The sequence below is a fragment of the Brachybacterium halotolerans genome (assembly GCF_016623465.1).
Classification (GTDB): domain Bacteria; phylum Actinomycetota; class Actinomycetes; order Actinomycetales; family Dermabacteraceae; genus Brachybacterium; species Brachybacterium halotolerans.
In genome coordinates this window covers 125,155-148,656 of sequence record NZ_JAEDAJ010000007.1, presented here as the reverse complement: position 1 = coordinate 148,656, position 23,502 = coordinate 125,155, and the positions used below count along the sequence as shown (strand labels likewise).

General features: G+C 73.5%; 21 protein-coding genes. 8 read left to right on the top strand and 13 right to left on the bottom strand.

Annotated elements, in window-relative coordinates; genetic code table 11:
• Positions 1-152 precede the first annotated feature (152 nt).
• Together I8D64_RS12455 and I8D64_RS12450 are read left to right on the top strand one after the other, a co-directional pair.
• Positions 153-950, top strand: coding sequence for an ABC transporter ATP-binding protein (locus I8D64_RS12455; protein WP_200503105.1), 798 nt, complete (start codon positions 153-155; stop codon positions 948-950).
• Positions 947-3,472, top strand: coding sequence for an FtsX-like permease family protein (locus tag I8D64_RS12450; RefSeq protein ID WP_200503104.1), 2,526 nt, complete (start codon positions 947-949; stop codon positions 3,470-3,472). The genes I8D64_RS12455 and I8D64_RS12450 overlap by 4 nt, the downstream gene beginning before the upstream one ends.
• 36 nt (positions 3,473-3,508) lie before the next feature.
• Here I8D64_RS12450 and I8D64_RS12445 read toward each other — a convergent pair whose 3' ends face one another.
• Complete coding sequence (locus I8D64_RS12445) at positions 3,509-3,901, bottom strand: hypothetical protein (protein WP_200503103.1); 393 nt, start codon at positions 3,899-3,901, stop codon at positions 3,509-3,511.
• 339 nt (positions 3,902-4,240) lie between these two features.
• Here I8D64_RS12445 and I8D64_RS12440 point away from each other — a divergent pair, with 339 nt between their 5' ends.
• Positions 4,241-4,489 (top strand): WhiB family transcriptional regulator, encoded by a 249-nt coding sequence (locus tag I8D64_RS12440; RefSeq protein WP_152354364.1) that lies wholly within the window; start codon positions 4,241-4,243, stop codon positions 4,487-4,489.
• 108 nt (positions 4,490-4,597) lie between these two features.
• Here the strand turns inward: I8D64_RS12440 and I8D64_RS12435 are convergent, their stop codons facing one another.
• On the bottom strand, positions 4,598-6,103 hold the full coding sequence (locus I8D64_RS12435) for a sensor histidine kinase (protein ID WP_200503102.1): 1,506 nt from the start codon (positions 6,101-6,103) through the stop codon (positions 4,598-4,600).
• A 133-nt stretch (positions 6,104-6,236) separates the two neighbouring features.
• On the opposite strand from I8D64_RS12435, the gene I8D64_RS12430 reads away from it, so the two are divergent.
• Positions 6,237-6,740 (top strand): DUF2505 domain-containing protein, encoded by a 504-nt coding sequence (locus I8D64_RS12430; RefSeq protein WP_200503101.1) that lies wholly within the window; start codon positions 6,237-6,239, stop codon positions 6,738-6,740.
• On the opposite strand, the gene I8D64_RS12425 is transcribed toward I8D64_RS12430, so the two are convergent.
• The 3 genes from I8D64_RS12425 to I8D64_RS12415 are packed head-to-tail and all read right to left on the bottom strand — an operon-like array spanning position 6,716 to position 9,077.
• Positions 6,716-7,159, bottom strand: coding sequence for a DUF6912 family protein (locus tag I8D64_RS12425; RefSeq protein ID WP_200503100.1), 444 nt, complete (start codon positions 7,157-7,159; stop codon positions 6,716-6,718). The genes I8D64_RS12430 and I8D64_RS12425 overlap by 25 nt on opposite strands.
• Before the next feature lie 5 nt (positions 7,160-7,164).
• Positions 7,165-8,463, bottom strand: coding sequence for a CpaE/TadZ family protein (locus I8D64_RS12420; protein ID WP_200503099.1), 1,299 nt, complete (start codon positions 8,461-8,463; stop codon positions 7,165-7,167).
• Positions 8,460-9,077 carry an SAF domain-containing protein gene (locus I8D64_RS12415; RefSeq protein ID WP_200503098.1) on the bottom strand — a complete coding sequence of 206 codons (618 nt, stop codon included), beginning with the start codon at positions 9,075-9,077 and terminating at the stop codon, positions 8,460-8,462. Before I8D64_RS12415 ends, I8D64_RS12420 begins: the two co-directional genes overlap by 4 nt.
• Positions 9,078-9,324: 247 nt before the next feature.
• Here I8D64_RS12415 and I8D64_RS12410 point away from each other — a divergent pair, with 247 nt between their 5' ends.
• Positions 9,325-9,576, top strand: coding sequence for a helix-turn-helix transcriptional regulator (locus I8D64_RS12410; protein WP_200503097.1), 252 nt, complete (start codon positions 9,325-9,327; stop codon positions 9,574-9,576).
• Positions 9,577-9,581: 5 nt separating this feature from the next.
• Here I8D64_RS12410 and I8D64_RS12405 read toward each other — a convergent pair whose 3' ends face one another.
• Positions 9,582-10,136, bottom strand: a complete 555-nt coding sequence (locus tag I8D64_RS12405) for a hypothetical protein (RefSeq protein ID WP_200503096.1) — start codon at positions 10,134-10,136, stop codon at positions 9,582-9,584.
• Positions 10,137-10,298: 162 nt separating this feature from the next.
• Between I8D64_RS12405 and I8D64_RS12400 the strand changes: the two genes are divergently transcribed.
• On the top strand, positions 10,299-11,261 hold the full coding sequence (locus tag I8D64_RS12400; protein WP_200503095.1) for a LysM peptidoglycan-binding domain-containing protein: 963 nt from the start codon (positions 10,299-10,301) through the stop codon (positions 11,259-11,261).
• A complete protein-coding gene (locus I8D64_RS12395) occupies positions 11,258-11,659 on the top strand; it encodes an Rv3235 family protein (RefSeq protein WP_200503094.1) in 402 nt (133 codons plus the stop codon). Before I8D64_RS12400 ends, I8D64_RS12395 begins: the two co-directional genes overlap by 4 nt.
• 15 nt (positions 11,660-11,674) lie before the next feature.
• On the opposite strand, the gene secA is transcribed toward I8D64_RS12395, so the two are convergent.
• The 7 genes from secA to mtrA all read right to left on the bottom strand — a co-directional run bounded on the left by secA (position 11,675) and on the right by mtrA (position 22,197).
• A complete protein-coding gene (gene secA / locus I8D64_RS12390; RefSeq protein ID WP_200503093.1) occupies positions 11,675-14,611 on the bottom strand; it encodes a preprotein translocase subunit SecA in 2,937 nt (978 codons plus the stop codon).
• A 201-nt stretch (positions 14,612-14,812) separates the two neighbouring features.
• On the bottom strand, positions 14,813-16,123 hold the full coding sequence (locus I8D64_RS12385; RefSeq protein WP_200503092.1) for a winged helix-turn-helix domain-containing protein: 1,311 nt from the start codon (positions 16,121-16,123) through the stop codon (positions 14,813-14,815).
• Between the two features lie 135 nt (positions 16,124-16,258).
• On the bottom strand, positions 16,259-16,960 hold the full coding sequence (gene hpf, locus I8D64_RS12380; protein ID WP_200503091.1) for a ribosome hibernation-promoting factor, HPF/YfiA family: 702 nt from the start codon (positions 16,958-16,960) through the stop codon (positions 16,259-16,261).
• Between the two features lie 140 nt (positions 16,961-17,100).
• The gene (locus I8D64_RS12375; RefSeq protein WP_246483006.1) at positions 17,101-17,904 is read right to left on the bottom strand and encodes a ComF family protein; all 804 of its coding nucleotides are present in this window, start codon (positions 17,902-17,904) and stop codon (positions 17,101-17,103) included.
• 120 nt (positions 17,905-18,024) lie between these two features.
• The gene (locus I8D64_RS12370; protein WP_200503090.1) at positions 18,025-19,728 is read right to left on the bottom strand and encodes an LpqB family beta-propeller domain-containing protein; all 1,704 of its coding nucleotides are present in this window, start codon (positions 19,726-19,728) and stop codon (positions 18,025-18,027) included.
• Positions 19,721-21,466: an MtrAB system histidine kinase MtrB gene (gene mtrB / locus I8D64_RS12365; protein WP_343068569.1), complete on the bottom strand. Its 1,746-nt coding sequence runs from the start codon at positions 21,464-21,466 to the stop codon at positions 19,721-19,723. The genes I8D64_RS12370 and mtrB overlap by 8 nt, the downstream gene beginning before the upstream one ends.
• Positions 21,467-21,510: 44 nt before the next feature.
• Positions 21,511-22,197 carry an MtrAB system response regulator MtrA gene (gene mtrA / locus I8D64_RS12360; protein WP_200503088.1) on the bottom strand — a complete coding sequence of 229 codons (687 nt, stop codon included), beginning with the start codon at positions 22,195-22,197 and terminating at the stop codon, positions 21,511-21,513.
• Between the two features lie 169 nt (positions 22,198-22,366).
• Between mtrA and I8D64_RS12355 the strand changes: the two genes are divergently transcribed.
• On the top strand, positions 22,367-23,497 hold the full coding sequence (locus I8D64_RS12355) for a glycerophosphodiester phosphodiesterase (RefSeq protein ID WP_214651226.1): 1,131 nt from the start codon (positions 22,367-22,369) through the stop codon (positions 23,495-23,497).
• Positions 23,498-23,502: the final 5 nt, after the last annotated feature.

Sequence of the window (23,502 nt, the reverse complement as noted above, 5' to 3'; positions counted from 1 at the left end):
CCCGCCCGACCCCGGTGGGGCGGCGCGCGGGGCAGGGACGACCGGACGCTGACGACACACCGCCCCCTGCACGGAGAGCATCGTGGTGTCCCGTCGCAGCCGGGACGCCGCCGCGAGGGAACCGCCCTCGCCCCGATCCACGGAGGAACTCCATGCACTCCCCCGCTCCCCACCACCGGGCCGCCGACGCGGTCCCCACCTCGGCCGTCCCCTCGCCCGCTCCTGCCGCGCACGCGGCGACCGCGACCGAGCCCGAGCCGTCGACTACCGACGCCGTCCTGCGGGCGCGCGGTCTGCGCAAGTCCTACGGGAAGGGCGAGAGCGTCGTGCGGGCGCTCGACGGCGTCGACGTGGACATCGCCCGCGGAGGGTTCACCGCGATCATGGGCCCCTCCGGCTCCGGGAAGTCGACGCTCCTCCACGTGCTCGCGGGCCTCGACGCCGTCGACGCGGGCTCGATCGAGATCGACGGCACCGAGATCACCGGCCTCGGCGACGACGCCCTGACCCGTCTGCGCCGCGACCGCATCGGCTTCGTCTTCCAGTCCTTCAACCTGCTGCCCATGCTCACGGCGGAGCAGAACATCCTGCTGCCCCTGGACCTCGCGGGCCGCCGCGCGGACCGCGCCTGGCTCGACACCATCACGGGCGCCTTCGGCATCGGCGACCGCCTGGACCACCTGCCCTCGCAGCTCTCGGGCGGGCAGATCCAGCGCGTGGCGATCGCGCGTGCGCTGGTCACCTCCCCCGCCGTCGTCTTCGCCGACGAGCCCACGGGCAACCTCGACTCGACGACCACCGAGGAGGTGCTGGACTTCCTGCGCGTGAGCGTCGACGAGTTCGGGCAGAGCGTCGTCATGGTCACCCACGAGCGCGACGCCGCCGAGCGCGCCGACCGCATCATCACCCTGGCCGACGGCCGGATCAGCGCCGACGAGGTGCTGCGATGAGCCGCCGCATCCGCCTCACCCCGCCCCGCAGGCACCTCGCGGCGCTCATCACCGTCGCCCTCGCCAGCGGCTTCGTCGCGATCATGCTCATCGCGGCGAACCTCATGACCACCTCCCTCTCCGCAGGGGTCGAGCAGCGCTACGAGGGGGCCGACGTCGTCATCGGCGACGAGGACCAGGACGCGGCTCCCGCCGACGGCTCCTCGTCGGATGCCGACTCCGCGACGACGGCTCCCGAGGTCCCGCACGCCCGCGCCGTCTGGCCCCTGTCCGAGGGGTACATGCAGCTGGATGCCGGCTCGGGGCGCTCGGCCTTCCTGCAGCAGCAGAGCGATCCCCCGCACGAGGTCGAGCCGCTCGAGCTGACCGCCGGCCACGACGCGCGTTCCGCGCACGAGGTCGTCCTCGACCAGGCGGCCGCCGAGCAGCTCGGCGTCGGCGTCGGCCAGAAGGTCGAGATCCCCGCGGAGTCGCGCGCGGACGGCAAGCCGGGCGACCTCGAGCTGACCGTCTCCGGCATCAGCGCGAGCGGCACCGCCACGGCGCTCGGCGCCACCCCCGTCGTCCACGTGAATTCCCACAACCAGGACACGCTCATCGCTCCGGGCACCACCAGCACGTGGCTCGCGGCGCTGGAGCCGGGCACCGATCCCGATCAGGTCGTCTCCGCCTTGCAGGACGACTCCCTCTCCGCGCTCACCGCCCAGCAGGCGATCGACGACGGCGTCTCGGACGTCATGCAGGGCTTCGACGCCCTGGCGATGGTCTTCGTCGTGTTCGTCGTGATCGCCCTGGTCACGAGCGCGGTCGTGGTCGCGAACACCTTCGCCGTGACCCTCGCCCAGCGCACCCGCGCCCTCGCGCTCCTGCGCACCCTCGGCGCGACCCGTCGCCAGGTCGCCCGCACCGTGCTGCGCGAGAGCGCCCTGGTGGGCCTGGTGGGTGCGGTGATCGGCGCGCTCGGCGCGCACGTGCTGGCCCAGGCGCTGCTGGCGGCCGCCGCCGGGCTGGGCCTGCTCGACGGCCTGCTGCTCGTCCCGATCTCGGCGCTGTCGCTGATCGTGCCCGTCGTCGTCGGGGTCGCCCTCACGGTGCTCGCGGGCTTCGGGCCGGTGCGCGCGGCCGTGCGCGTCGCGCCGCTGCAGGCGCTGCGTCCCGCTCCCCCGGCCCTGCACCGGCGCCTCGGGGCGCGCGGTGTTCTGAGCCTCGCGGCGGTCGCCCTGGGACTGCTGGCACTGGTCGGCGCGGTCGCGGTGTCCTTCACGGGCAGCGTGGGCCTCGGCGTCGCGGTCGGGCTCCTCGGCGGGGTCGTGAGCTTTGCCGGACTGCTCGTGGGACTCGTGGTGCTCACGCGGCCGCTGACCCGGTTCGCCGGCGCGCTCGCGGCGAGGATCGGCGGGCTTCCGGCGCGGATCGCGGGCGCGAACACCTCGCGCAACCCACGGCGCAGCGCGGCCACGGTCGCGGCCCTGCTCATCGGCACCACGCTGATGACGATGATGGCCGTGGGCGCCCGCACCACCGAGTCCACGCTCACCACGGAGCTCGACAGCCGCAAGCCCATCGACTCCGTCGTCACCGCCGAGAAGCTCCCGAAGGACGCCCTCACCGAGGTGTCCGAGGTGCCCGGCGTGGCCCACGTCTCCTCGACCGAGCACGGGGACGTCGAGGTCGGGGCCGACGAGCCGATGACCCTGTACGCGGCGACGCCCGCGCAGATGCGCGAGGACTCCCACCGCCCCGACATCGCCGACTCCCTCGAGGACGGCACCGTGCTGCTGGGCGAGGAGCGCGCGGAGCGCTTCGGCGTCCACGACGGCCAGGTGCTGCAGGTCGACGGGGCCGACGGCGCCTCGCACGAGCTGCGCGTGAAGGTGGACTCCAACCTGCAGATGTCGATCGTCACCCCGAGCACCCTCACGGCGCTCGTCGGGAAGGACGCCCAGCCCGCCCTGTTCGCGGCCTTCGCCGAGAAGGGATCCGCCGCGCGCGAGGGCCAGGACGCCATGGGCATCGTCACCGGCATCCAGGACACCCTCGCGCAGCACGGCGCCCCGGACGCGCAGGTCGACGCCGCCGGCGTCGAACGCGAGAGCTACGGGCAGATCCTCACGGTGCTGCTGGGCATCACCGTCGCGCTGCTCGCGGTCGCCGTGCTCGTCGCCCTCGTCGGCGTCGCGAACACGCTGAGCCTCGGGGTGATCGAGCGCACCGGGGAGAACGCCCTCCTGCGGGCCCTGGGCACCACGCGCGGCCAGATGCGCGCGATGCTCGCCTGGGAGGGACTGCTGCTGGCCCTCGTGGGAGCGGCGGTCGGGATCGTGCTCGGCTCGGTCTACGGGGTCCTGGGGATCGCGACGATCCTGGGCGGGCAGTTCCCGCTACAGGTCACGATCCCGTGGGGGCAGATCGCACTGGTCCTCGGCCTCGCGCTCGCGGCGGGGCTGCTGGCCTCGGTGCTGCCGGGCCGCCGGGCGGCGCGCACGGCCCCGGCGCAGGCTCTCGCCTCGGCCGACGAGTAGTCGGGACCGTCCCGGTGGACTCCGGCCCTCGCGGCGTCAGCCGCGGGGACCGCGTCCGTTCTTCGCATCCTCGTCGTCGAACGGGAGCGGGGTCGCGCGCACGAGGGTCAGCAGCACCACGAAGGTCGCGATGGCCAGCAGCATGCCGATCCCGCCCACGACCACGATGGCGGCGCGCAGCATGCTCGCGGCGACGAGCGCCTGGAACAGCTGCCAGGTGACCCCGAAGCCGAGCCCGAAGCGGCCGCGGCGCGAGAGGGAGAGCGCGGCGAGGCCGACCACGATCGCGAACAGCAGGATGAACACGGCCAGGCCGATCGCGAGGGAGGCGCCGACGTCCTGCGAGCCGACCCGTGTGATCATGAAGCCGCCGAGGAGGAGCAGGCAGAGCGCCTCGGCGCCCAGCAGCACGGTTCCCAGGCGCCGCATGCCGGGTCGGTCCTCCGTCGTGGCGGGGCGCGGAGCGCCCCCGCGGGGCGAGGGGGACGGAGATCCGGAGGAAGCCATGTGCTGCACTCTATCGACGCGCTCCGCAGCGGGAGCGCCCCGTAGCAGTCCTCGGGCGCTCACGGCGCTGTGGGAAGTGCCACCCAGGTCGTGCCCGTGCGCTCTTGTCCCCCACCGCGAGGCCTCCGACAATGGAGGGAACCCAGGATCGGCCGCCTCGGCATCGGTCCGCCCGTAGATCCGTATCGCCTTGCCGAAGGCGACCACCAGCCGCGCCGTGGCTCCCGAGCCGCTGCGGGGTGACCGGAAAGTGAGTAGCAGATGGATTGGCGCCACCGCGCGGAATGCCTGACCCAGGACCCCGAGCTGTTCTTCCCGATCGGGAACACGGGTCCCGCGATCACCCAGATCCAGGAGGCCAAGGCGGTGTGCCAGCGCTGCGACGTGATGACCTCCTGCCTGAAGTTCGCCCTCGAGTCCGGCCAGGACTCGGGCGTGTGGGGAGGCCTCTCCGAGGACGAGCGCCGATCCCTCAAGCGCCGCAATGCGCGCGCTCGCCGCGCCGGCTGACCCGGCCACCGCAGCTTCCACGACGGGCGATCCCTCCGGGGGTCGCCCGTCGTCGCATGTCAGGACTCCGCGGGGGCCGTCGGACGCGGGCGGCCGACGGACACGGCCTCAGGCGTTCGCGGCGTCCACGCTGACGGGGTCGAGGTAGACGTCGATCGTCGCCCGGGTGCCGCCCTCGGGACGGTTCTCCCAGTCCAGCGTCCCCCCGAGCTCGCCCTGCACGAGGGTCTGGGCGATGTTCGTGCCGAGCCCGGTGGGCTGGGCGGACTTCATGCCCGTGCCGTCGTCCTCGATGTGGATCACGAGGTGGCTGCCGGTGCGCTCCGCGCGGATGGTGAGCGTGCCGCCGGTCTCCGAGAGCCCGTGCTCCACGGCGTTGGTCGCGAGCTCGGTGACCACGAGCGCGAGCGGGGTCGCCTCCTCCGGTCGCACGGAGCCGACCTTGCCGACGCGCTGGGTGCGCACCTCGACCTGGTGCGGGTCCGTGACGTCGGCCCCCTCGCGGTGCACGGTCGCGCTCGCGGCGTCGACGGCGAGGCGCAGGCAGCGCTCGATGACCTCGTCGAAGAAGACGGCCTCCTCGCTGCCCTGCAGCATCGACTCGTGGACCAGCGCGATGGTGGCGACCCGGCGCTGCGCCTCGGCGAGCGCGTCGCGGGCCTCGTCGCTCTTCATCCGCCGCGACTGCAGGCGCAGCAGGGCGGCCACGGTCTGGAGGTTGTTCTTCACCCGGTGGTGCACCTCCCGGATGGTCGCCTCCTTGGTGATCAGCTCGCGCTCGCGGCGGCGCAGCTCGCTGACGTCGCGCACCAGGATGATCGCGCCGTCGCGCTTGCCGCCTGCGGTCAGCGGGATCGCTCGCAGCGAGAGCGTGCCTCCGCGGGCCTGCATGTCGGAACGCCAGGCCGCGCGCCCCATGAGCACGAGCGGCAGCGACTCGTCGACGGGCGCGCGCGTCTGCAGCAGCTCCGTGGTGAGCTCGGCGAGCGTGCTGCCGGTCATGTCGCCGGCGACGCCGAAGCGATGGAAGGCCGACAGCGCGTTCGGCGACCCCCAGATCATCACGCCCTGCGCGTCGAGCTCGACGATGCCGTCGCCCACGCGCGGCGCACCGCGGCGCGGGGGGATCGGGGCTCCGGCGATCGGGTAGGCGCCCTCCCCCATCATCCGCAGCAGCCGCTCGCCCAGCTCGTGCTGGCGGGTCTCGTTGCGGCTGGGCTCGCCGGCGGGCACAGGGGCCTCGATGGTGAGCACGCCGATGGTCTGCCCCTCGTGGCGGACGGGGGCGAGCTGGCGCAGCGCCTCCTGGCCCTCCCGCATCACGACAGCGGGCTCGAAGTACGGCTCCTCTCCGTCCAGGACCGCGCGCACCAGCGGCTTCTCCTCGGGGTCGGCCTCGATCCCCACGGGGTCCTCGTAGTAGACGGTGGCGCCGGTCGACGGACGGCAGTGCGCGACAGCGAGCGCGCCGGCCGGCGTGCGGACCCACAGCACGAGGTCCGCGCGCAGCAGGTCCGACAGCAGGGCCCAGTCCCCCACCAGGAGCTGCAGCCACTCGGAGGTCTTCTCATCCATGTCCGGCACGTCGGAGAGGTACTTGGCGAGACTCGGCATACGGCCAGGATAGGTCCTGTGCAGGGGTGCTCCGCGCGGGTGCCCAGCTCCGGACTCCCGCACGGGCCGCCCCGGCGGGGACGAGGCGGGGACGAGGCGGTCAGCGGGCCGGCCCAGCTGGCATAGTGGGAGCATGCGCCTGAGCGAGAACCTGAACCTGCCGATGCCGCCCGAGGCGGCCGCGGCGATGTACGCCGATCCCGCCTACACCCGGATCCGCGGCCGCACCCTGCACGCGGAGTCCGCGACCTCGGAGGTGGAGGGGGATCCTGCCGGCGCCTTCACCGTCACCACGCATCTCGAGCTGGCCACCGAGGGCATCCCGGACATCGCCCGCTCGCTCGTGGGCAGGAGCGTGAAGATCCTCGAGGTGCAGTCCTGGCAGGCCCCCGCCGGGGGCGGCGCGCGCCAGGGCACCATCGAGCTGACCGTGCAGGGCGCCCCCGCCTCGATGCGCGGGCATCTCGAGCTGCGGCCCGCCGGGGAGAACTCCGCCGTGAGCATCGACGGGGACTTCACGGCGAAGGTCCCGCTGCTGGGCGGCCGGCTCGAGAAGGCCGCGCTGCCGTACGTGACGAAGGTGCTGCGGGCCGAGGAGCGCTCGGCCGAGGACTACCGCAGCGGCGCCTCCGCGTAGTCGAGCGCAGCGGGCAGCTCGCTCGCATCGAACCAGAGCAGCGCGGGATCGGTGTCGTCGACCTCGGCCGCCGCGGCGTCGAGCTCGGTGGCGTGGGCGCTCGCGATGACGAGGGCGCCCTCGCGGGCGAGGCGCAGCCCGAACGCTCCGCCGTCCTCGCTCGCGTCGGCCAGGGAGGCGTCCGGCACGTCGCCGGCGAGGACCAGCGCCCGCATCCGCGGGTCGACCTGTCCCAGCGCGCTGAACACGGCGTCCTGGAGCGCGTCGTACTCGAGCTCCTCGACGTCCTCCTCCGCGCGCTCGGCGCGGGCGGCATCGGAGACGCCCCAGATGAGGCGCCCCGTCTCGAGCGCGATCCGCGCGGCGCCGGAGCGCAGGGCGTCATGATCGGCGGGTCCGACGGGCGCGAAGATCCTCATGGCTCTCATCCTGCCACGCCGGCGCCCGCGCGCTCCGGGTCCGCGCCGCCCGCGCCGGCGGCCTCCGCGACGGCTCCGCTCCCCTCTCGCTCGTCGGCGGCATGCTCCGCGCGCACCCGGGCGGCGAGGTCCCGCAGTCCCCTGCGCAGGGGACTGCGGGGCGCCGCCTCCGCGAGCACCGCGCCGTCCCAGGCGGCGCGGCGGCAGGTGGTCGCCTCCTCCGGCAGGATCGTCACCGAGGCCACGTCCATGCGCGAGCGCAGCAGCTCCTCGACCCTCTCCTCGCGTGCGGGCGGCCCCGCGCGATTGATCACCACGTGCAGCGGCCCGACGCCGATCTCGTCGAGTCGCTCGCGCTCCCTCACCAGCCGCGTGATCGAGATCGGGTCGGAGGAGACCACGGCGAGCAGCACGTCCGCGCGGCGCACGGCGCTGAGCGACGCCGCGCAGCGCTGCGGGGCCGCGGTGTCGTAGCTGAGGTCCTCGTCCTCCTCGAGAGGGGCCCCGACGTCCACGACCACGGCGCCACCGCGGTCCGCGAGGGCCTCCCAGACGTCCTCGAGGGAGCTGCGGTGGACCTCCGCCCAGCGGGCGGGCACGCCGATGCCGCTGAGCAGGTGGAGGCGCCCGCGCACCGCGGGGACGAGCGCATCGAGGGTCTCGTCGTCGAGCGTGCCCCGGGCGGCGGCGCGGCAGGCCGCCACGAGACCCGGGGACTCGTCGAGGACGCCGAGCATCTGGCTGAGGGAAGGTCCGTGGGTGTCGGCGTCCACGAGCACGGTCGGCTCGCCGGCGTCGGCGAGCTCGGCCGCGAGGTTCACGGCGACGGTCGAGCGGCCCGGAGCACCTCCCGGCCCCCAGGTCACGATCAGCGGGGCCCGCCGCGGCGGCAGATCCTCGAGACCATCGGCGGTGTCCTGCACCCACGCGTCGCCGGCGGACTCCTCCTCCGACTCGGGCCGCAGGGCGCGCTCGCATGCCTCGAGCAGCTCCTCGACGTCGGCCGAGGCGTCCACGACGATCCGCAGGCCGAGCGAGGTGCGGGCCGCCGCGCCCTCCTCGCTGCGCAGGCCGACGACGCCCGCCCCGCCCCGCAGCATCTCGGCGGCGGCCTCGCGGTCCAGACCGCGCACGGCGAGATCGATGACGACGACGTCGCCGATGCCGGCGGCCACGACGGCCGCCGTCTCGGCGAGATCGGCGCAGCGCCGCACGATCCGCGCCTTCCCGGAGGACCCCCGGGCCACGTCGTGGACGATCCTCACCTCATCGCGCCCGGAGGCGCAGAGCACGATGTCGATCATGAGCCGGCCTGCTGGTCGCCGGGCACGCCGATGACGTCCATCCTGTCGCCGGATCCCAGGGCCTCGAGCACCTCGGGGAGATCGTCGGCCGGGACGAGCACCTCGACGCTCATGGACCGCATGCCCAGGGTGCTGCCCTCGAAGACGCGGCGCACGGTGGCGCCGTCCACGAGCTTCTCCGCGAGGGCATCGCTGTCCTGCTCGTCGGCCGCTGTGCGCCAGAGCTCGACGGGACGGCCCGGGCTCACGGAGTCCGCAACCGCGCTGTCGACGGGGATGACGACGGGGCGCAGGTCGCCCCCGCCTCCCTGGCCGATCGCGGAGACGGGCAGAAGCTCCCCGGAGTGCACGGACTGCAGGGCCGTGGACCCCTCGGGGATGTCCCCGGGCGAGGAGGCGTAGCGCGCGGACTGGTCGCCGAGGCGGACCTCGGCCGTGGTGAAGGCGTCGGGGCCGATCTCATCGCCGACCACCACCTCGTCGCGCGCGACGAGCACCGTCGTGGTCGCCGAGGCGCGCGAGGCGAGCAGGGCGCCCAGCAGCACGCTGAGGACGACCAGCAGGATGCCGACGAGGAGGCGCGGATCCTTCCAGCGAGGTCGACGCAGGCGCATGAGAGAAGGGGCAGGGGGCACGAGAGCTACCTCCGGGGAGCGGGCGGGGCCGGCGGACTCGGGGGATCCGATCCTCGAGCGAGAGGCTACGGCACTGCTCGTCCGCGCGCCGCCCGCCGATCGATCCTGTGGACGACGAGGCGGCGAGCGGAGCACTGTCCGGCGTCCGCGACCGCTCATCCACAATGCTCAGGATCCGAGGGCGCACGGGTGCGACAATGAGGCCCTTCCCCTTCCGAGGAGACCCATGACCACGCGTTTCATCCCGCTCTCCGACGTCGCCGAGCAGCTCTCGATCTCCGCGTCCCAGGCCTATGCCCTGGTGCGCTCCGGCGAGCTGCGCGCGATCAAGGTGGGCGGTCGCGGGCAGTGGCGCGTCGAGCTCTCGGAGCTCGAGGCGTACATCGAGCGCTCCTATGCCGCCACGGAGACCTTCCTCGAGCAGGAGCGCACGGAGGCGCCGCAGTCCTCGTCGGCCCCGCACCGCAGCGAGCGCTGACCTGATCAGTCCGGCCGCTGCGCGGTGAGCGAGAGGATCCCCGAGAGCAGGATCGTCACCCCGCGCGCCCTGGAGGCCGGGCGCTGCTCGCCCGAGGGCAGCAGACGGAGATCCAGGGCGTCCTGACCCACGCCCGAGATCCGGCCCTGCATCTCCCCCGCCGCCGTGCGCACGTGCACGAGCGCACGGTCCCGTGCGAGTGCCCGCAGCGCCGTGCCGAGCCCCGGGGGGCGAAGTCGCGTGCTGCCTGGTTCGCGCACACGATCAGGCAGGTCCTCGAGCAGCACGATCGCGCCGAGCACCGCCCACGTGGAGCGCGCGTCGGCCCGGGACCGCAGCCGCACCCAGTCGGCGCCGACCTCGACGATCTCTCCCCCGACGACCGCACCGTCGCGCAGGTGCGCCCGGATGTCATGCCCCACCGCGCCGCGCAGGCGATCGAGGACGAGCACCTGCGCGCGCTCGGCGCGCGTGAGCTCCTCGGTGACCGCGCGCCGCTCCTCACTCTCGAGGTGGTCCATGCGCGATTCGAGGTCCTCGAACATCCGCTCCAGGCTCATCCGCCCACTCTAAGCGCTGCCACGAGCACGTTTGCGCTTCACATCACATCGCGATAGATTCCCGCACATCGCTTTATACGACAGCAAACTGCATCAAACGACACGGATGAACGCGTACTCACGACATCGGCGGTCTGCCGGTGCGCATGGCGAGGGGACAAGATGAGCACGACGGACCGACCGAGCACGCACGTGACGACCAGGGCGACCGGTCGGCGCGCCGCGCTGGCCATGCCGCTGATCGCCATCGCCTCGCTCGCCGCCGGCACTGTCCTGCTGAGGGCGGCCGCCGCCCTGCAGGTCGAGGCGCGCTCGAGCTACGGCACCGACGCGCTCACGGCGCTCGTGCTGCTCGCGGTCGCGGCCCTGGGCGTCCTGCTGTGCGCGTACCTCGCCCTCGTGCACGCCCTCGCCGCCGTGGTGATGCTGCGCGGGGCCGATGCCGCGGGCTCGAGAGCGCTGCTGCGGGCGCTGCGCGTGCTCGCGCCGCGCATCGCCTCCCGCGCGCTGGCGACGCTCGCCGTGACCACGGCGGCCGCGGGCCTCCTGGCGGGGCCCGCGCAGGCCCAGGGCACGCCGGTCGGCGTCACGAGCGCGGCGGGGTCGACGGGCTCTCTTGCCTCGGCTCCCGCCGCAGCTCCGCTGATGCGCCTGCCCGGCTCGCAGGATCCACCGCCCGCGCACACGGATCACACCCCCTCCGCCCAGCTGCCCGCCGAGCCCGACGCACCGTCGCCCGAGGAGCCCACGGATCAGCCGGACGCCGGCGACGAGGAGCTCCCGGGCCTCGGCTGGGGCGATCAGGAGGCCCCCGCGGACGGCCAGAACACCCCCGCCGGGTCCGGCGCCACCGGTGCCGATGACAGCAACTCCGATGACAGCAGCTCCGATGACAGCGGGCGGCCGGACACCCTCACGGTGGTCGTGAAGGACGGCGATTCGCTCTGGTCGATCAGCGATGACCTCATGGGCGTCGGCCCGGACTCCCCCGGGGAGATCTCAGCGGCCTGGCCCGAGCTCTTCGCCGCGAACGCCGACGTCATCGGCCCCGACCCCGACCACATCGAGCCCGGACAGGTGCTCACCGTCCCCGATGCCCTCCCCACCTCCCAGGAGAACTCATGACCACGACGGACGGCCTCGTGCCCACCGATCAGCAGCTCGCCGCGGGCGTGGATCCGCGCGACCCCGAGGACGGCCTCCGGCTCGTGGAGAGCGTGGCCCGCTGCGCGGTCGAGATCGTGCGCGACTCCCGGCCGGTGAGCACGCTCTCCCGCCTGGTCACCCCGGAGGTCTCGGCCTATCTGGCGCGGCGCGCGGCGCTCACCCGCAGGATCCGCGGCCTCACCGGCCGCACTCCGCGCGTGCGCCTGGCGATCTCCGGGACCCGCACCTGCGTGGTCACGTCCGGGGTCGTCGAGGCGAGCACCGTGGTGCGCGACGCCGACCGCGCACGATTCCTCGCCATGCGCTGGGAACTGCGGCACACCGGGTGGAGGGTCACCGTCCTGGAGGTCGGCTGACCCTCCCCCGGGGCGTCAGGAGCGCTTGGCGCGCCGCCCGCGCGAGGGACCGCTGGTGTTCCCGCCGGACGCCGTGGGCGAATCGGAGCCGCGTGCGCTCGAGGAGCCCTGTGCGCTCTTCGAGTCCTGCTTGCGCTGCTGGCGCTCGCGACGTCGGCGCTCGGCCCGCGAGAGCGAGGAGACGTCCTGGGCGCCGGAGCCCTCGGCCGAGGAGTAGCGCAGTTCGCGCGCGCTCGGCCCTTCGTCCAGACCCTTCGCCCGCAGCGTCACGGAAGGGGCCGCATCCGCCGCGTCGTCCGCCGGCTCGCCGTCTGCCGTCCCGTCCTCGGCCGTCCCGTCCTCGTCCGAGGCGTCCTCGGACGCCTCCGACGCGGGGGTCCCGGCGAGGGCGCCGACCGCGCCGGCGGCCTTGGTCACCAGGTCGGAGACGGACTGCGGCACGACGGGAGCGGGCTGCACCTGCACCTCGAGGTTGAAGATGTACCCGACCGCGTCCTCCTTGATGCCCGCGATCATGTCGCTGAACATCAGGTGGCCCTCGCGCTCGTACTCGATGAGCGGGTCGCGCTGGGCCATGGCGCGCAGGCCGATGCCCTCCTTGAGATAGTCCATCTCGTAGAGGTGCTCGCGCCAGCGACGGTCCATGACCGACATCAGCACGCGGCGCTGCAGCTGGTCCATCGCGTCCTCGCCGAGCTCGGCCCGACGGTTCTCGTAGGCCAGGTGCGCGTCGGAGAGGATCTCCTCGCGCAGGGTCGCGGCATCGAGGTTCTCCTTGCCGCCGTGCTCCTCGACGAGCTCCTCCGCCGAGATCGAGACGGGGTAGGTGGGACGCAGGGTGCCCCAGAGCTCCTCGAGGTCGACGTCCTCGGGGGTGACGCCGCGCGTGGCCGCGTCGACCGCACCGCCGATGACCTCGTCGATGTAGCGCCCGACGTGCTCCTCGAGGTCCTCGCCCTCGAGGATGCGGGTGCGCTCCTCGTAGATCTTCTTGCGCTGCTTGGTGAGGACGTCGTCGTACTTCAGGACGTTCTTGCGGATCTCCGCGTTGCGCGACTCGATGGACTGCTGGGCGCGCTGGATCGCGGAGGAGACCATGCGGCCGGTCAGCGGGACCGACTCGTCGACGCCGCCGCGGGCCAGCAGGGTCTCGGCCGCGCCCGCGTTGAACAGGCGCATGAGGTCGTCCTGCAGCGAGAGGTAGAAGCGGGACTCGCCCGGATCGCCCTGGCGGCCGGAGCGGCCGCGCAGCTGGTTGTCGATGCGCCGGGACTCGTGGCGCTCGGTGCCCAGCACGTAGAGGCCGCCGGCCTCGACGACCTCGTCGTGCTGCGCGGAGACCTGGGACTCGGCCTCCGCGATCGCATCGTCCCACGCCTCCTCGTAGGCCTCGGAGTCCTCCTCCGGGTCCAGGCCGCGCTCCTTGAGCGCGCGGTGGGCCATGAACTCCACGTTGCCGCCGAGCATGATGTCGGTGCCGCGGCCGGCCATGTTGGTGGCGACCGTGACGGCGCCCTTCGCGCCGGCCATGGCGACGATCGCGGCCTCCTGCGCGTGGTTCTTCGCGTTGAGGACCTCGTGGTCAACGCCCTGGGCCTTGAGCAGCTTCGCGAGGTACTCGGACTTCTCGACGCTCGTGGTGCCCACGAGCACGGGCTGACCCTGGTGGTGGCGGGAGACGATGTCCTCGACGACCGCGTCGAACTTGGCCTTCTCGGTGCGGAACACCTTGTCGACCTGGTCCTTGCGGATCATGTCCTTGTGGGTCGGGATCGGCACCACGCCCAGCTTGTAGGTGTTCATGAACTCGGCGGCCTCGGTCTCGGCCGTGCCGGTCATGCCCGACAGCTTCTCGTAGAGCTTGAAGTAGTTCTGCAGGGTGATCGTGGCGAGCGTCTGGTTCTCGGCCTTGATCGCCACGCCCTCCTTGGCCTCGATGGCCTGGTGCATGCCCTCGTTGTAGCGGCGACCGGCGAGGATGCGGCCGGTGTGCTCGTCGACGATGAGCACCTCGCCGTTGAGGACCACGTAGTCCTTGTCCTTCTTGAACAGCTCCTTGGCCTTGATGGCGTTGTTCAGGAAGCCGATCAGGGGGGTGTTCAGGGACTCGTAGAGGTTGTCGATCCCCAGGTGGTCCTCGACCTTGTCGATGCCGGTCTCGAGCACGCCCACGGTGCGCTTCTTCTCGTCGACCTCGTAGTCGCGGTCGCGGCGCAACAGCTGGACGACCTTCGCGAACTCCGCGTACCACTTGTTGGCGTCGCCGGAGGCGGGGCCCGAGATGATGAGCGGCGTGCGGGCCTCGTCGATGAGGATCGAGTCGACCTCGTCCACGATCGCGAAGAAGTGGCCGCGCTGGACGCGCTCGTCGGCGCTCAGCGCCATGTTGTCGCGCAGGTAGTCGAAGCCGAACTCGTTGTTCGTGCCGTAGGTGATGTCCGCGGCGTACTGCTCGCGGCGCTCCTCGGGCTTCTGCCCGGAGACGATGCAGCCCGTGCTCAGTCCCAGGGCGCGGAACACGCGTCCCATGATGTCGCTCTGGTAGGAGGCGAGGTAGTCGTTGACCGTGACCACGTGCACGCCCTTGCCCGCGAGGGCGTTGAGGTAGGCGGGGAGGGTCGCGACCAGGGTCTTGCCCTCACCGGTCTTCATCTCGGCGATGCGACCGCGGTGCAGCGCCGCGCCGCCCATCACCTGCACCTCGTAGGGGCGCTGGCCCAGGGTGCGGCTCGCGGCCTCGCGCACGGCGGCGAAGGCCTCGACCTGGATGTCGTCGAGAGTCTCGCCGTCCTCGAGGCGCTCGCGGAAGCGCACGGACTCCTCGCGCAGCTCCTCGTCGCTGTAGTCCTCGTAGATCGCGGCCGCGTCGTCGACGCGACGGGAGATGGTGGTGAGCCTGCGCAGCTCGCGGCCTTCGCCGGCGCGCAGGATCGTGTCGAAGAGGTTGACCACTCGTGCTCCTCGGGGTGGACCGTGACCGGCCCGGTTCGTCTCGTCCGCCCGGGAGGGCGGATGGTGTTCCGGCCCGCGGGGCGGGCCGGCAGTGCGCGGACGCCGACGGCCCCGGAGGGCGCGGCGCCGCCCCATCCTACGTGCCCTCTCCTGCGAGCGCCGTGCCACAGGGCACACGGCGGGGCGGGGAACCGAGGACGGCTACGACAGCATCTCCGCGAGCGCGGGGGCGAGGTCGCCGACGCCGAGCACCTCGATGCTCGTCAGGCCCTGCCAGCGCGCGGCGCGGCCCAGCTCCTCGGCGAGCGCGGGAGCGACCTCGTCGGCGCCCGGCACGCTCTCGCGGGCGCTCATCGCGGGCAGCGGCTCGAGGTGCGCCTCGCAGACCTCGAGGACGCCGCGCCGGCGGTCGCTGCGCAGGTCCACGCGGGCGACGATCCGGTCGTCGAGCAGGAAGGGCAGGGCGTAGTACCCGTGGGTGCGCTGGGCGCGCGGCGTGTAGATCCCGATCCGGTACTCGACGTCGAAGAGGTCGCGCAGGCGGGGACGGTGGAAGGCGACGGGGTCGAAGGGGCTCACGAGGGCGGCCGCGGTGACGGGAGCGGGCCGCGGCGCCTCGTGGTGCAGCAGCAGGGGGAGGTCCTGGGATCCGCGGCGCACGGCGACCTCCCGCAGGGTCCCGGTCTCGACCATGTCCCGGATGTGCGGGGCGACCTCGGCGGCGCGCAGCCGGAAGTAGTCGGCGATATCGGCCGGGGAGGCGATCCCGAGCGCCTTCGCGGCGCGGCGGGTGAGCTCTCCCTGCGCCGCCGACGGGTCCGGGTCGCTGCCCGCGCCCTCCGCGCCCGTCACATCCTCCCGGCCCTCCGGGTCGGAGGACGAGGCGTGGTCCGGCAGCGGCGCGCCCGCGTCGGCCGCATAGAGCCGCTCGAACTGGGCGCTGCGCCCGACGCAGTCCACGTGACCGGCGCGGAAGAGGTACTCGACGAGCCACTGCGTGTCCGAACGGCGCCATCCCCAGCCCTCGGCGGGCTTCTCGTCGTCGCCGACGAGGCGGGCGACGGCGGCGGCGCTGATCGGTCCGTGCTCGGCGATGACGTCGAGCACGCGGCGCATCGCCCCGGCGTCCGACCCGGCGGCGCGGCGCACGGCGCCCCAGTCCCTGCGCGCGGCGCGCTCGCGGCGGAAGCCCAGCAGGGAGTGGACCTCGGCGGTCGTGAAGGCGGCCTCGTGCGCGAGGGCCTCCTGGACGAGGCGCCCGCGGCCGGGCCGGCTCGCACGGTCCAGGACGTCCACGTCCCAGCAGCCGCGCCGGGTGAACACGGGCATGTGGTGGGCCCGGGCGAACACGCTCACCGAGTCGATCTGCAGCAGGTGGGTGCGTTCGAGGGTCCGCTCGAGGCTGCGCCGGCTCGCGGCGCGCGCGGGCAGGTCGTCGGCGCGGCGGCCGCCGATGCCCTGCGCGCGCAGTGCGATGCGGCGGGCGGATCTCCAGCTCAGTCGCTCGGGCATGGATCCGATCCTAGGAGCAGGATGGGACGGAGCGGCGCTGCACGCGGCTCCGCCCGCCGCGGGGAGCGCGACGGGCGGAGCATGCGGGGGTCGATGGTCGGCGGCGCACTGCGCGGTGCGCAGGGCGCTGTGCTCTCAGGCGCTGCGGGCGGCGAGCTCGTCCTCGGGGTCGATGTCGAGGGCGACCTCCTCCACGCGCTCGAGCTCGATGACGCCGTAGCTCCATCCCTTGCGGCGGTAGACCACCTTGGGGTTGCCGGTCGCCTCGTCGATGAAGAGGTAGAAGTCGTGGCCCACGAGCTCCATGCGGTTCAGGGCATCGTCGATGCTCATGGGGGCGGCCTTGTGCTTCTTCTCGCGGATCACGACGGGGCTCTCGTCGGCCGCCTCGCTGGTCTCGTCCTCGTCCGCGGCCGCAGGGGCCTCGTCGGCCGACGCCGCGGCCACCGAGTCCTCGGGGAGCAGCGGGATCTCCCCGGTGTGCCCCATGGTCCGCACGCTCTCGGCGCCGTGCCCGCGGGAACGGCCGCGGCGATGGTCCTTGCGGCGGTCGCGGGCGCGCCGCAGGCGCTCGAACAGCTTGCCGTAGGCGACGTCGAGCGCGCCGTAGAGGTCATCGGCCCGGGCTTCCGAGCGGATCACGGCGCCGTCGTCATGCACGGTGATCTCCACGCGGGCTGCCTGATCGGCCTGGCGAGGGTTGCTCTCCTCGGAGAGCTCCACGTCCACCCGCATGACCGCGGGTGCGAGCTGGGTGACCTTCTCGAGCTTCTCCGACAGATGGCGGTGGAAGCGCTCCGGGACGTCCATGTGGCGTCCGACGACGTTGATCTCCATGAGGTCCTCCTCATTCGAACGAACGCGGCCGATGATCAGCCCGGCCGCATTGGCTGGTCCGACTGCCACCTCCTCGTGCGAGGGATCCACTCGTCCGCTGCGAGTGTGACGTACAGCATGGCACGGAATCCTGGGGGACGTCAGGGGAACGTCCGAGTGGCGGGCAGGCGCGCCGAGGCCACCACGACCGCCCCGACGACCCCGATGCCCAGCCGCCCGAGCGCCTCGGCGCTCGCCCGCAGGGTCGCGCCCGTGGTCACCACGTCGTCCACGAGGATCACCGGGGCGCCCTCGCGCCGCGTGCGCGACAGCGCCCCGCCGCGCACGGCGAGGTGGCGCCGACGGCGCTGACGCGCCGTGCGCCCCTCCTGCCCCTCGCCGAGCCTGCCGCGCAGCGCCTCCCACGGCAGGCCCGTGCGGCGCGAGATCGCCGCGGCCAGCTGGGCGGTGTGGTCCTCCCCGCGCCGCACGCGGGAGCCGAGCCTGCTGGGCACCGGCACGAGCACGGGTGCGGGAAGGGGATCGGGAACGGGATCGGGCCCATGGTCGGGCTCCCCTGCCGCCTCGGCGAGCGCCCGGGCCGCCGGGGCGAGGCCCTGTGCGAGGAGCGGGACGAGGTGGGACCTGCCGCCGTTCTTCCACGCCAGCACCAGGTCCTGGAGGGGCCCCGCGTACTCGCCGAGCGCCATCACCGGCAGCAGCGCGCGATGGTCCACGCCCGCGGGGGCGCCGTCCTCCCCCGCGCGGACCCGGACGTCCTGCACGATCTGCACCGCGTCGCAGACCGCCTCCACCCGGCGGGCCTCGGCGGCGAGCAGCGCGGCGCACTCCTCGCACAGCAGGCGCCCCTCGCTGCCGCAGGGGCACTCGAGCGGCACGAGCAGGCCGCAGGTCTCGCGCACGATCGCGCCGAGCAGCGCCGCGGCGCGGGTGAGATCCGTCATCGGCACAGCACAGCACCCGTGTCGTCGCCCTGCCGGAACCGGGCTCAGACTGTGGACGAGGGGTCTCTGGGGAGGACCGGCCCCCGGCAGCGCGCCCACCGCCCGACGTCAGGAGAAGCGTCAGTAGAAGGAGGGGTCGCGCGCCTCCATGTCGACGTCGCCCCAGGAGGATCCCTCGACGCGCAGCAGCCGGCCGTCGCTCGTGGTCGCCCAGACGGCGACGGTCACGCCGGTACCCGCCACCCAGTCGACAGTGGCCGGCGGCGCGGGCAGGCGATCTCCGTCCTCCTGCAGGCCCATGATCTGGGCCCGCGGCGCCGCGCTCTCCGTGTCCTCACCCAGCAGCAGCACGGTGGACTCGTCGTACCAGGTGGCCATGCGCAGGGAGGAGAGGGCGGTGGGCAGCTGCACGGGCTCGGTGAGGGCGCGGGGGACGCCGTGCTCGTCGCGCACCACGGCGCTCAGGTCCAGGCGCGGGGTGCCGTCGTCGCTCGAGAGCACGAGCACGCGGGTGGCGTCGGCCGCGATGTCGAAGGAGAGCAGCCGGCGGCCGTCCAGCCAGCTCGCGTCGACCTTCGCATCCTCCTGCGTGCTGCGGCTGGACAGGGCGAGCAGCGCGCCCGAGGCCGTGCGCGTCGGCGCCCACACGAAGCCCGCGTCGTCGATCCGCGGGGGCAGCAGGTCCGCGCCGACGGCCACCTCCCGACGGGGGATGCTGCCGTCGCTCGAGCACAGGACCACCGCGGAGCGGTCCTTGCGCAGGGCGGCCGCGAGCGGGGAGGCCTGGGACATCGCCGGGGCGTGCACGGTCTCCTTCGCCAGGGCGGGGATCATCTGCTCCGCCTTCGCCCCGGCGCCGACGTCCGCGAGGGAGACGACGCCCTGCGCGCCGGCGGCGATCGGCCGGTGTCCGGGCAGCGCCCGCGAGGGCCCGTCGGCGGGAGGCTCGAGGTCCTTCCCCTCGCGCAGCAGCTTCACGTCCGAGAGCGCCGGCACCGAGCGCAGCGTCGCCTGGATCTGGGCGATCGCGAGATCGCGCGCGTTCGCGCCGAGCGACGTGATGGTCCCGGGCAGCTCGAGCTGGAGCACGCCGTCGCCGCCCGCGCTCACGGGCGCCGAGCCCAGGTGCGCGCTCTCGGGGATCGCGGTGCGCACGGCCTTGGTGAAGGGCGCGGTGGGACCGGACTCGAGCGCGCTGAGGGCCGAGGCGGTGACGTCGCGCGCGAAGAACCAGCGCGGATCGGGCACCAGGTGGATCTGCCTGGGGTCGAGGAAGCAGAGGCGCACGGCGCGGAACAGCAGGGAGAACGCGGAGTCGGAGAGGAAGATGCCGGCGGGCGGATCGCTGATCCGCCACTGCCCGTCCTCCTTCACCACGCCGAGCTCGACCTCGCGCGCGCTCGCGCCGCCGTAGAGGGTGCGCACGCCCGCGCGGTCGACGTGCCCCACGGCCTGCACGCTCAGCCGCACGCTCGAGCGGTCCACGACGGTGATCGCGAGCTCGGTGCCCGCCGAGTACAGGGTGACCCCCGCCGCGGGGTCCCAGCTCGCGCGGGCCGCGGAGGTGAGGTACTGGCGGGCGACGCCGAAGTCGTCCTCGGGGCCGACGCCCGCGAGCACGAAGCCCGAGACGATCTGCTCGGGGCTCGCGCCGTCGGCCGGCGGCTGCGGCTGCACGTAGGGGACGTCGGAGGCCGCGGCCCCGGAGAGGCTCTCGCGGTGCACGTCGCCCGAGGTGGGGATGCGCGCGCACGCGCCGAGCGCGAGCGCCGTCCCCAGCAGTCCCGCGCCGCGCAGCAGTCCGCGTCGATCGATCTCACGCATCGTCGTCCGCCTCCGTGTCCTCACCGAGGGACGGCAGCGCGTCGGCCCGCACGGGGATCTCCCCGGTGACCGTGCCGACGCTCGCCTGGCCGCGGTCGAGCCCGGTGAACGAGCGCTCGAGGGCGAGCGGCGAGCGCGCGATCTGGGTGCCCGGCCGGCGCGGGAGGGTCAGGCGGAACACGGCGCCCTGGCCCTTGCGTCCCCAGGCCTGCAGCCAGCCTCCGTGGAGGTGGGCATCCTCGAGGGAGATCGACAGGCCCAGTCCGGTCCCGCCCAGGGTGCGGGCGCGCGAGGGGTCGGCGCGCCAGAAGCGCGCGAAGACCCGCTCGGCCTCCTCGGGGGTGAGACCGACGCCGAAGTCCTGGACGATGACGGCGACCGCCTGGTCGTCGGCCCCCGTGCGCACGACGACGGACCGACCGGCCCCGTGCTCGATGGCGTTGGTGAGCAGGTTGCGCAGCACGCGGTCGATGCGCCGGGAGTCGACGACCGCCTCGGTCGACAGCGAGGTCAGCTGGACGTCCAGCAGGGAGCCGCGGGAGCCCGCGAGGGGGCGCGCGTCCTCGGCGGCGCGCATGACGAGATCCCCGAGGTCGTGGCGCCGGGCGTCGAGCACGGCGGCTCCGGCGTCGAAGCGGGAGATCTCCAGGAGATCCGCGAGCAGTGTGTCGAAGCGCCGCACCTGCGCGGAGAGCAGCTCGGTGGTGCGGGCGACCTCGGGCGTGAAGTCCTCGCGGTGCTCGTCGAGCACCGAGGTCGCCATGCGGATCGTCGTCAGCGGGGTGCGCAGCTCGTGGGAGACGTCGGAGACGAACCGCTGCTGGACGCGGGAGAGCTCGGTGAGGTCCTCGATCTTCTGCTCGAGGTTGCTGGCCATCGCGTTGAAGGAGCGCCCCACCTTCGCGATCTCGTCGGACCCCGTGGCCTCGACGCGGCTGCCCAGGTCGCCGGCGGCGATCTTCTCCGCGGCGCTCGCGGCGCGCTGCAGGGGCGCGGTGACCAGGCGCGCGACGACGATCGCGATGCCCATGACCAGGGCGAGCATGACGGCGCCGCCGCCCATCAGGGCCCGCTGCACGAACTGCAGGGTCTGCTGCTCCTGGCCCAGGGAGTACAGCAGGAACAGGTCGTAGGTGCCGCTGCCGGGCACCACCACGCGGGTGCCCACGAGCAGCTGCGGCTCGGTCGCACCGGAGTCGTCGGGGCGCCCGACGCTGCGCCACACCAGCGCGTCCGAGCTCTCGGCGACCGATGTGCGCATGTCCGCGTCGACGAGGTCGAGCATCGCGCGGTCCGAGGCGATCGTGGAGGTCGCGCTCGTCGTGTCCACGGGCACCAGGGCAGCATCGCGCCGGGCCCCGCTGTCGGTGCTGCGCAGACCCTGGATGAAGCTGGCCGCCGCGTCCTGCGACTGGGTCGAGGTGGCGCCCGCGGTGCCGTTCAGGGTGTCCAGCAGGTCCTGGCGGATCGTCGTGGACTCGTCGAGCACCTGCACGCGGCGCTGCTCGTAGAGCCCGTCGGAGATCACGGAGGAGAGGTACGTGCCGACGCTCATCACCGAGATCGCCGCGAGCAGGATCGTCAGCGCCACCACGCGCACCGCGAGGCTCCAGCGCCGCGGATCCAGCCACAGGCGCGGGTGGGCGTAGCGGCCCAGCAGGAGGCGCAGGCGCTGCCACCCGGAAGGCCCCGTCGGCCCGCGCTCCTCGCCGCGCCCGCCCGCTCCGGTCCGATCCACGCCGTCCATGGCGATGATGCGCGCGCCCCGGGCGTCCAGGACGCTCAGGACGCGCCGCCCGCGCGGTAGCCCACGCCGCGCACGGTGACGACGATGCGCGGATGCTCGGGATCGATCTCGATCTTCGAGCGCAGGCGCTGCACGTGCACGTTGACCAGGCGGGTGTCGGCGCTGTGGCGGTACCCCCAGACCTCCTTGAGCAGGGTCTCCCGCGTGAAGACCTGCCAGGGCCGGCGGGCGAGCTGCACGAGGAGCTCGAACTCGAGCGGTGTCAGCGGGATCTTCTCGCCGTCGCGGCGCACCTCGTGCCCGTCGACGTCGATGGCCAGGTCGCCGACACTCAGCTGCTCGGTGCTGGGCGCCTCGCTGCGCCGCACCCGCGCCTTGATGCGGGCGACGAGCTCGTCGGGCTCGAAGGGCTTGGTGAGGTAGTCGTCGGCGCCCGCCTCGAGGCCCTCCACCACGTCGGCCGTGTCCGAGCGGGCGGTGAGCATGAGGATGGGGACCCCGGAGTGGCGGCGCAGGCGACGGCACACCTCGATGCCGTCCATGCCCGGGAGCATCAGGTCCAACAGGACGAGGTCGGGGTGGAGGCGGTCGAAGGCGTCCAGCGCGGAGGCGCCGTCGGCCGTGGTGACCACGTCGAAGCCCTTGCCCCGCAGCACGATGCCCACCATCTCCGCGATCGCATGATCGTCATCGACCACCAGGATGCGTGAGGACGTCGTCATGGGCTCATTGTGCCATTCGTCCCGTCGTCCGACGTGGACCGACGTCGTCGCAGGTCTCGACCATCGTCGTACCCGCCGCAGGCACACGGCACCGTACGGTGGGGCAGACGCCCGGCGGCCGACGCCCCGGCCGGGCAGCGCGACCACGGACCATCGAGGACGACGAGAGGTGAGCGACGTGACCGGACCGAGCGGACCCTGGAGCGCTCCCGGAGCAGGTGCGCCGACGCACCCCTCCCCCGCCTCCCCCGCGCCCGGCCCGTCGGACGCGCCGAGTCGACCCGGTCCCGTGCAGCGCGAGCTCGTCCAATCCGCGGGTCTGTTCCCGCTGCGTCCGCTGGGGGTCGGCGAGATCTTCTCCGCGGCCGTCGGCATCTACCGCCGCCGCCCGAAGCTCGTGTTCGGCGTCAGTGCGATCGTGCTGGGCATCGCCTTCGTGCTCAACTCGGTGGCGGCGGGCATCGGCGTCGCCCCGACGGCCGTGCAGCTCCAGTCCGTCTCCCAGGACCCGACGGGGTCCTCGGGCGCGACCGAGCCGCTCGGCACCTCGCTCGCAGACATGTTCGCGACCATCGGCTCCTCCATGGTCTCGGGCGTGATCACCCTGATCGCCATGCAGCTGGTGCTCGTGGTACTCACCCGGGTCACCCTCGCGGAGGCCGTCGGCTCCCGCGCCGACGACGCCTCCCTGCGCAGCTCGCTGCGCACGCACGGGCCGCGAGCCGTGCTCACGGCGATCCTCGTCTCCCTCATGGGCTTCGCCGCCTTCGCGGTGATCTCCCTGATCGGCGGCCTGCCGCTGCTCCTCGTCCGCGAGGCGCACTGGTGGACGATCCTGCCGCTGCCGCTGTTCCTCGTCCTGGGGCTGCTGGCCTCGCTGTGGGTATGGGCGCGCACGATGTTCTCGACCCCCGCGCTGGTCCTCGAGGACACGAGCGTGCCGGGCGCCGTGCGCCGGTCCTTCGCGCTCACCCGGGGCCGGCGACTGTGGCGCGCGCTCGGCATCGGCGTGCTGCTGACGGGCTCGTACACCCTCGTGCAGCAGGTGATCGGCGGAGTCTTCGGGACCGTCGGCATGATCATCTACGGGATCATCCTGCTGTCCACCCAGATGGCCGCGATCGTGCCGGGAATGATCATCCTGATGGTGATCTCGATGCTCGGCACGTACGCGGCCTCCGTGGTCGCCGTGCCGTTCTGGGCCTCGGGCCTCACCGCCCTCTACGCCGACCTGCGGATGCGCCACGAGTCCTGGGACATCGCGCTGCGGCGTGCGCAGCAGGACGCGGACGGCAGGTGAGCGAG

What these genes read in the sequence shown, in the direction of transcription:
- I8D64_RS12385 (WP_200503092.1), bottom strand. Translation starts at nt 16,123, where the DNA reads ATGCCCGAGCGACTGAGCTGGAGATCCGCCCGCCGCATCGCACTGCGC.
- I8D64_RS12395 (WP_200503094.1), top strand. Translation starts at nt 11,258, where the DNA reads ATGACCACGACGGACGGCCTCGTGCCCACCGATCAGCAGCTCGCCGCG.
- mtrA (WP_200503088.1), bottom strand. Translation starts at nt 22,197, where the DNA reads ATGACGACGTCCTCACGCATCCTGGTGGTCGATGACGATCATGCGATC.
- I8D64_RS12425 (WP_200503100.1), bottom strand. Translation starts at nt 7,159, where the DNA reads ATGAGGATCTTCGCGCCCGTCGGACCCGCCGATCATGACGCCCTGCGC.
- I8D64_RS12455 (WP_200503105.1), top strand. Translation starts at nt 153, where the DNA reads ATGCACTCCCCCGCTCCCCACCACCGGGCCGCCGACGCGGTCCCCACC.
- I8D64_RS12445 (WP_200503103.1), bottom strand. Translation starts at nt 3,901, where the DNA reads ATGCGGCGCCTGGGAACCGTGCTGCTGGGCGCCGAGGCGCTCTGCCTG.
- I8D64_RS12405 (WP_200503096.1), bottom strand. Translation starts at nt 10,136, where the DNA reads ATGAGCCTGGAGCGGATGTTCGAGGACCTCGAATCGCGCATGGACCAC.
- I8D64_RS12400 (WP_200503095.1), top strand. Translation starts at nt 10,299, where the DNA reads ATGAGCACGACGGACCGACCGAGCACGCACGTGACGACCAGGGCGACC.
- hpf (WP_200503091.1), bottom strand. Translation starts at nt 16,960, where the DNA reads ATGGAGATCAACGTCGTCGGACGCCACATGGACGTCCCGGAGCGCTTC.
- I8D64_RS12410 (WP_200503097.1), top strand. Translation starts at nt 9,325, where the DNA reads ATGACCACGCGTTTCATCCCGCTCTCCGACGTCGCCGAGCAGCTCTCG.
- I8D64_RS12415 (WP_200503098.1), bottom strand. Translation starts at nt 9,077, where the DNA reads ATGCGCCTGCGTCGACCTCGCTGGAAGGATCCGCGCCTCCTCGTCGGC.
- I8D64_RS12370 (WP_200503090.1), bottom strand. Translation starts at nt 19,728, where the DNA reads ATGCGTGAGATCGATCGACGCGGACTGCTGCGCGGCGCGGGACTGCTG.
- I8D64_RS12440 (WP_152354364.1), top strand. Translation starts at nt 4,241, where the DNA reads ATGGATTGGCGCCACCGCGCGGAATGCCTGACCCAGGACCCCGAGCTG.
- I8D64_RS12430 (WP_200503101.1), top strand. Translation starts at nt 6,237, where the DNA reads ATGCGCCTGAGCGAGAACCTGAACCTGCCGATGCCGCCCGAGGCGGCC.
- I8D64_RS12435 (WP_200503102.1), bottom strand. Translation starts at nt 6,103, where the DNA reads ATGCCGAGTCTCGCCAAGTACCTCTCCGACGTGCCGGACATGGATGAG.
- I8D64_RS12375 (WP_246483006.1), bottom strand. Translation starts at nt 17,904, where the DNA reads ATGACGGATCTCACCCGCGCCGCGGCGCTGCTCGGCGCGATCGTGCGC.
- I8D64_RS12420 (WP_200503099.1), bottom strand. Translation starts at nt 8,463, where the DNA reads ATGATCGACATCGTGCTCTGCGCCTCCGGGCGCGATGAGGTGAGGATC.
- I8D64_RS12450 (WP_200503104.1), top strand. Translation starts at nt 947, where the DNA reads ATGAGCCGCCGCATCCGCCTCACCCCGCCCCGCAGGCACCTCGCGGCG.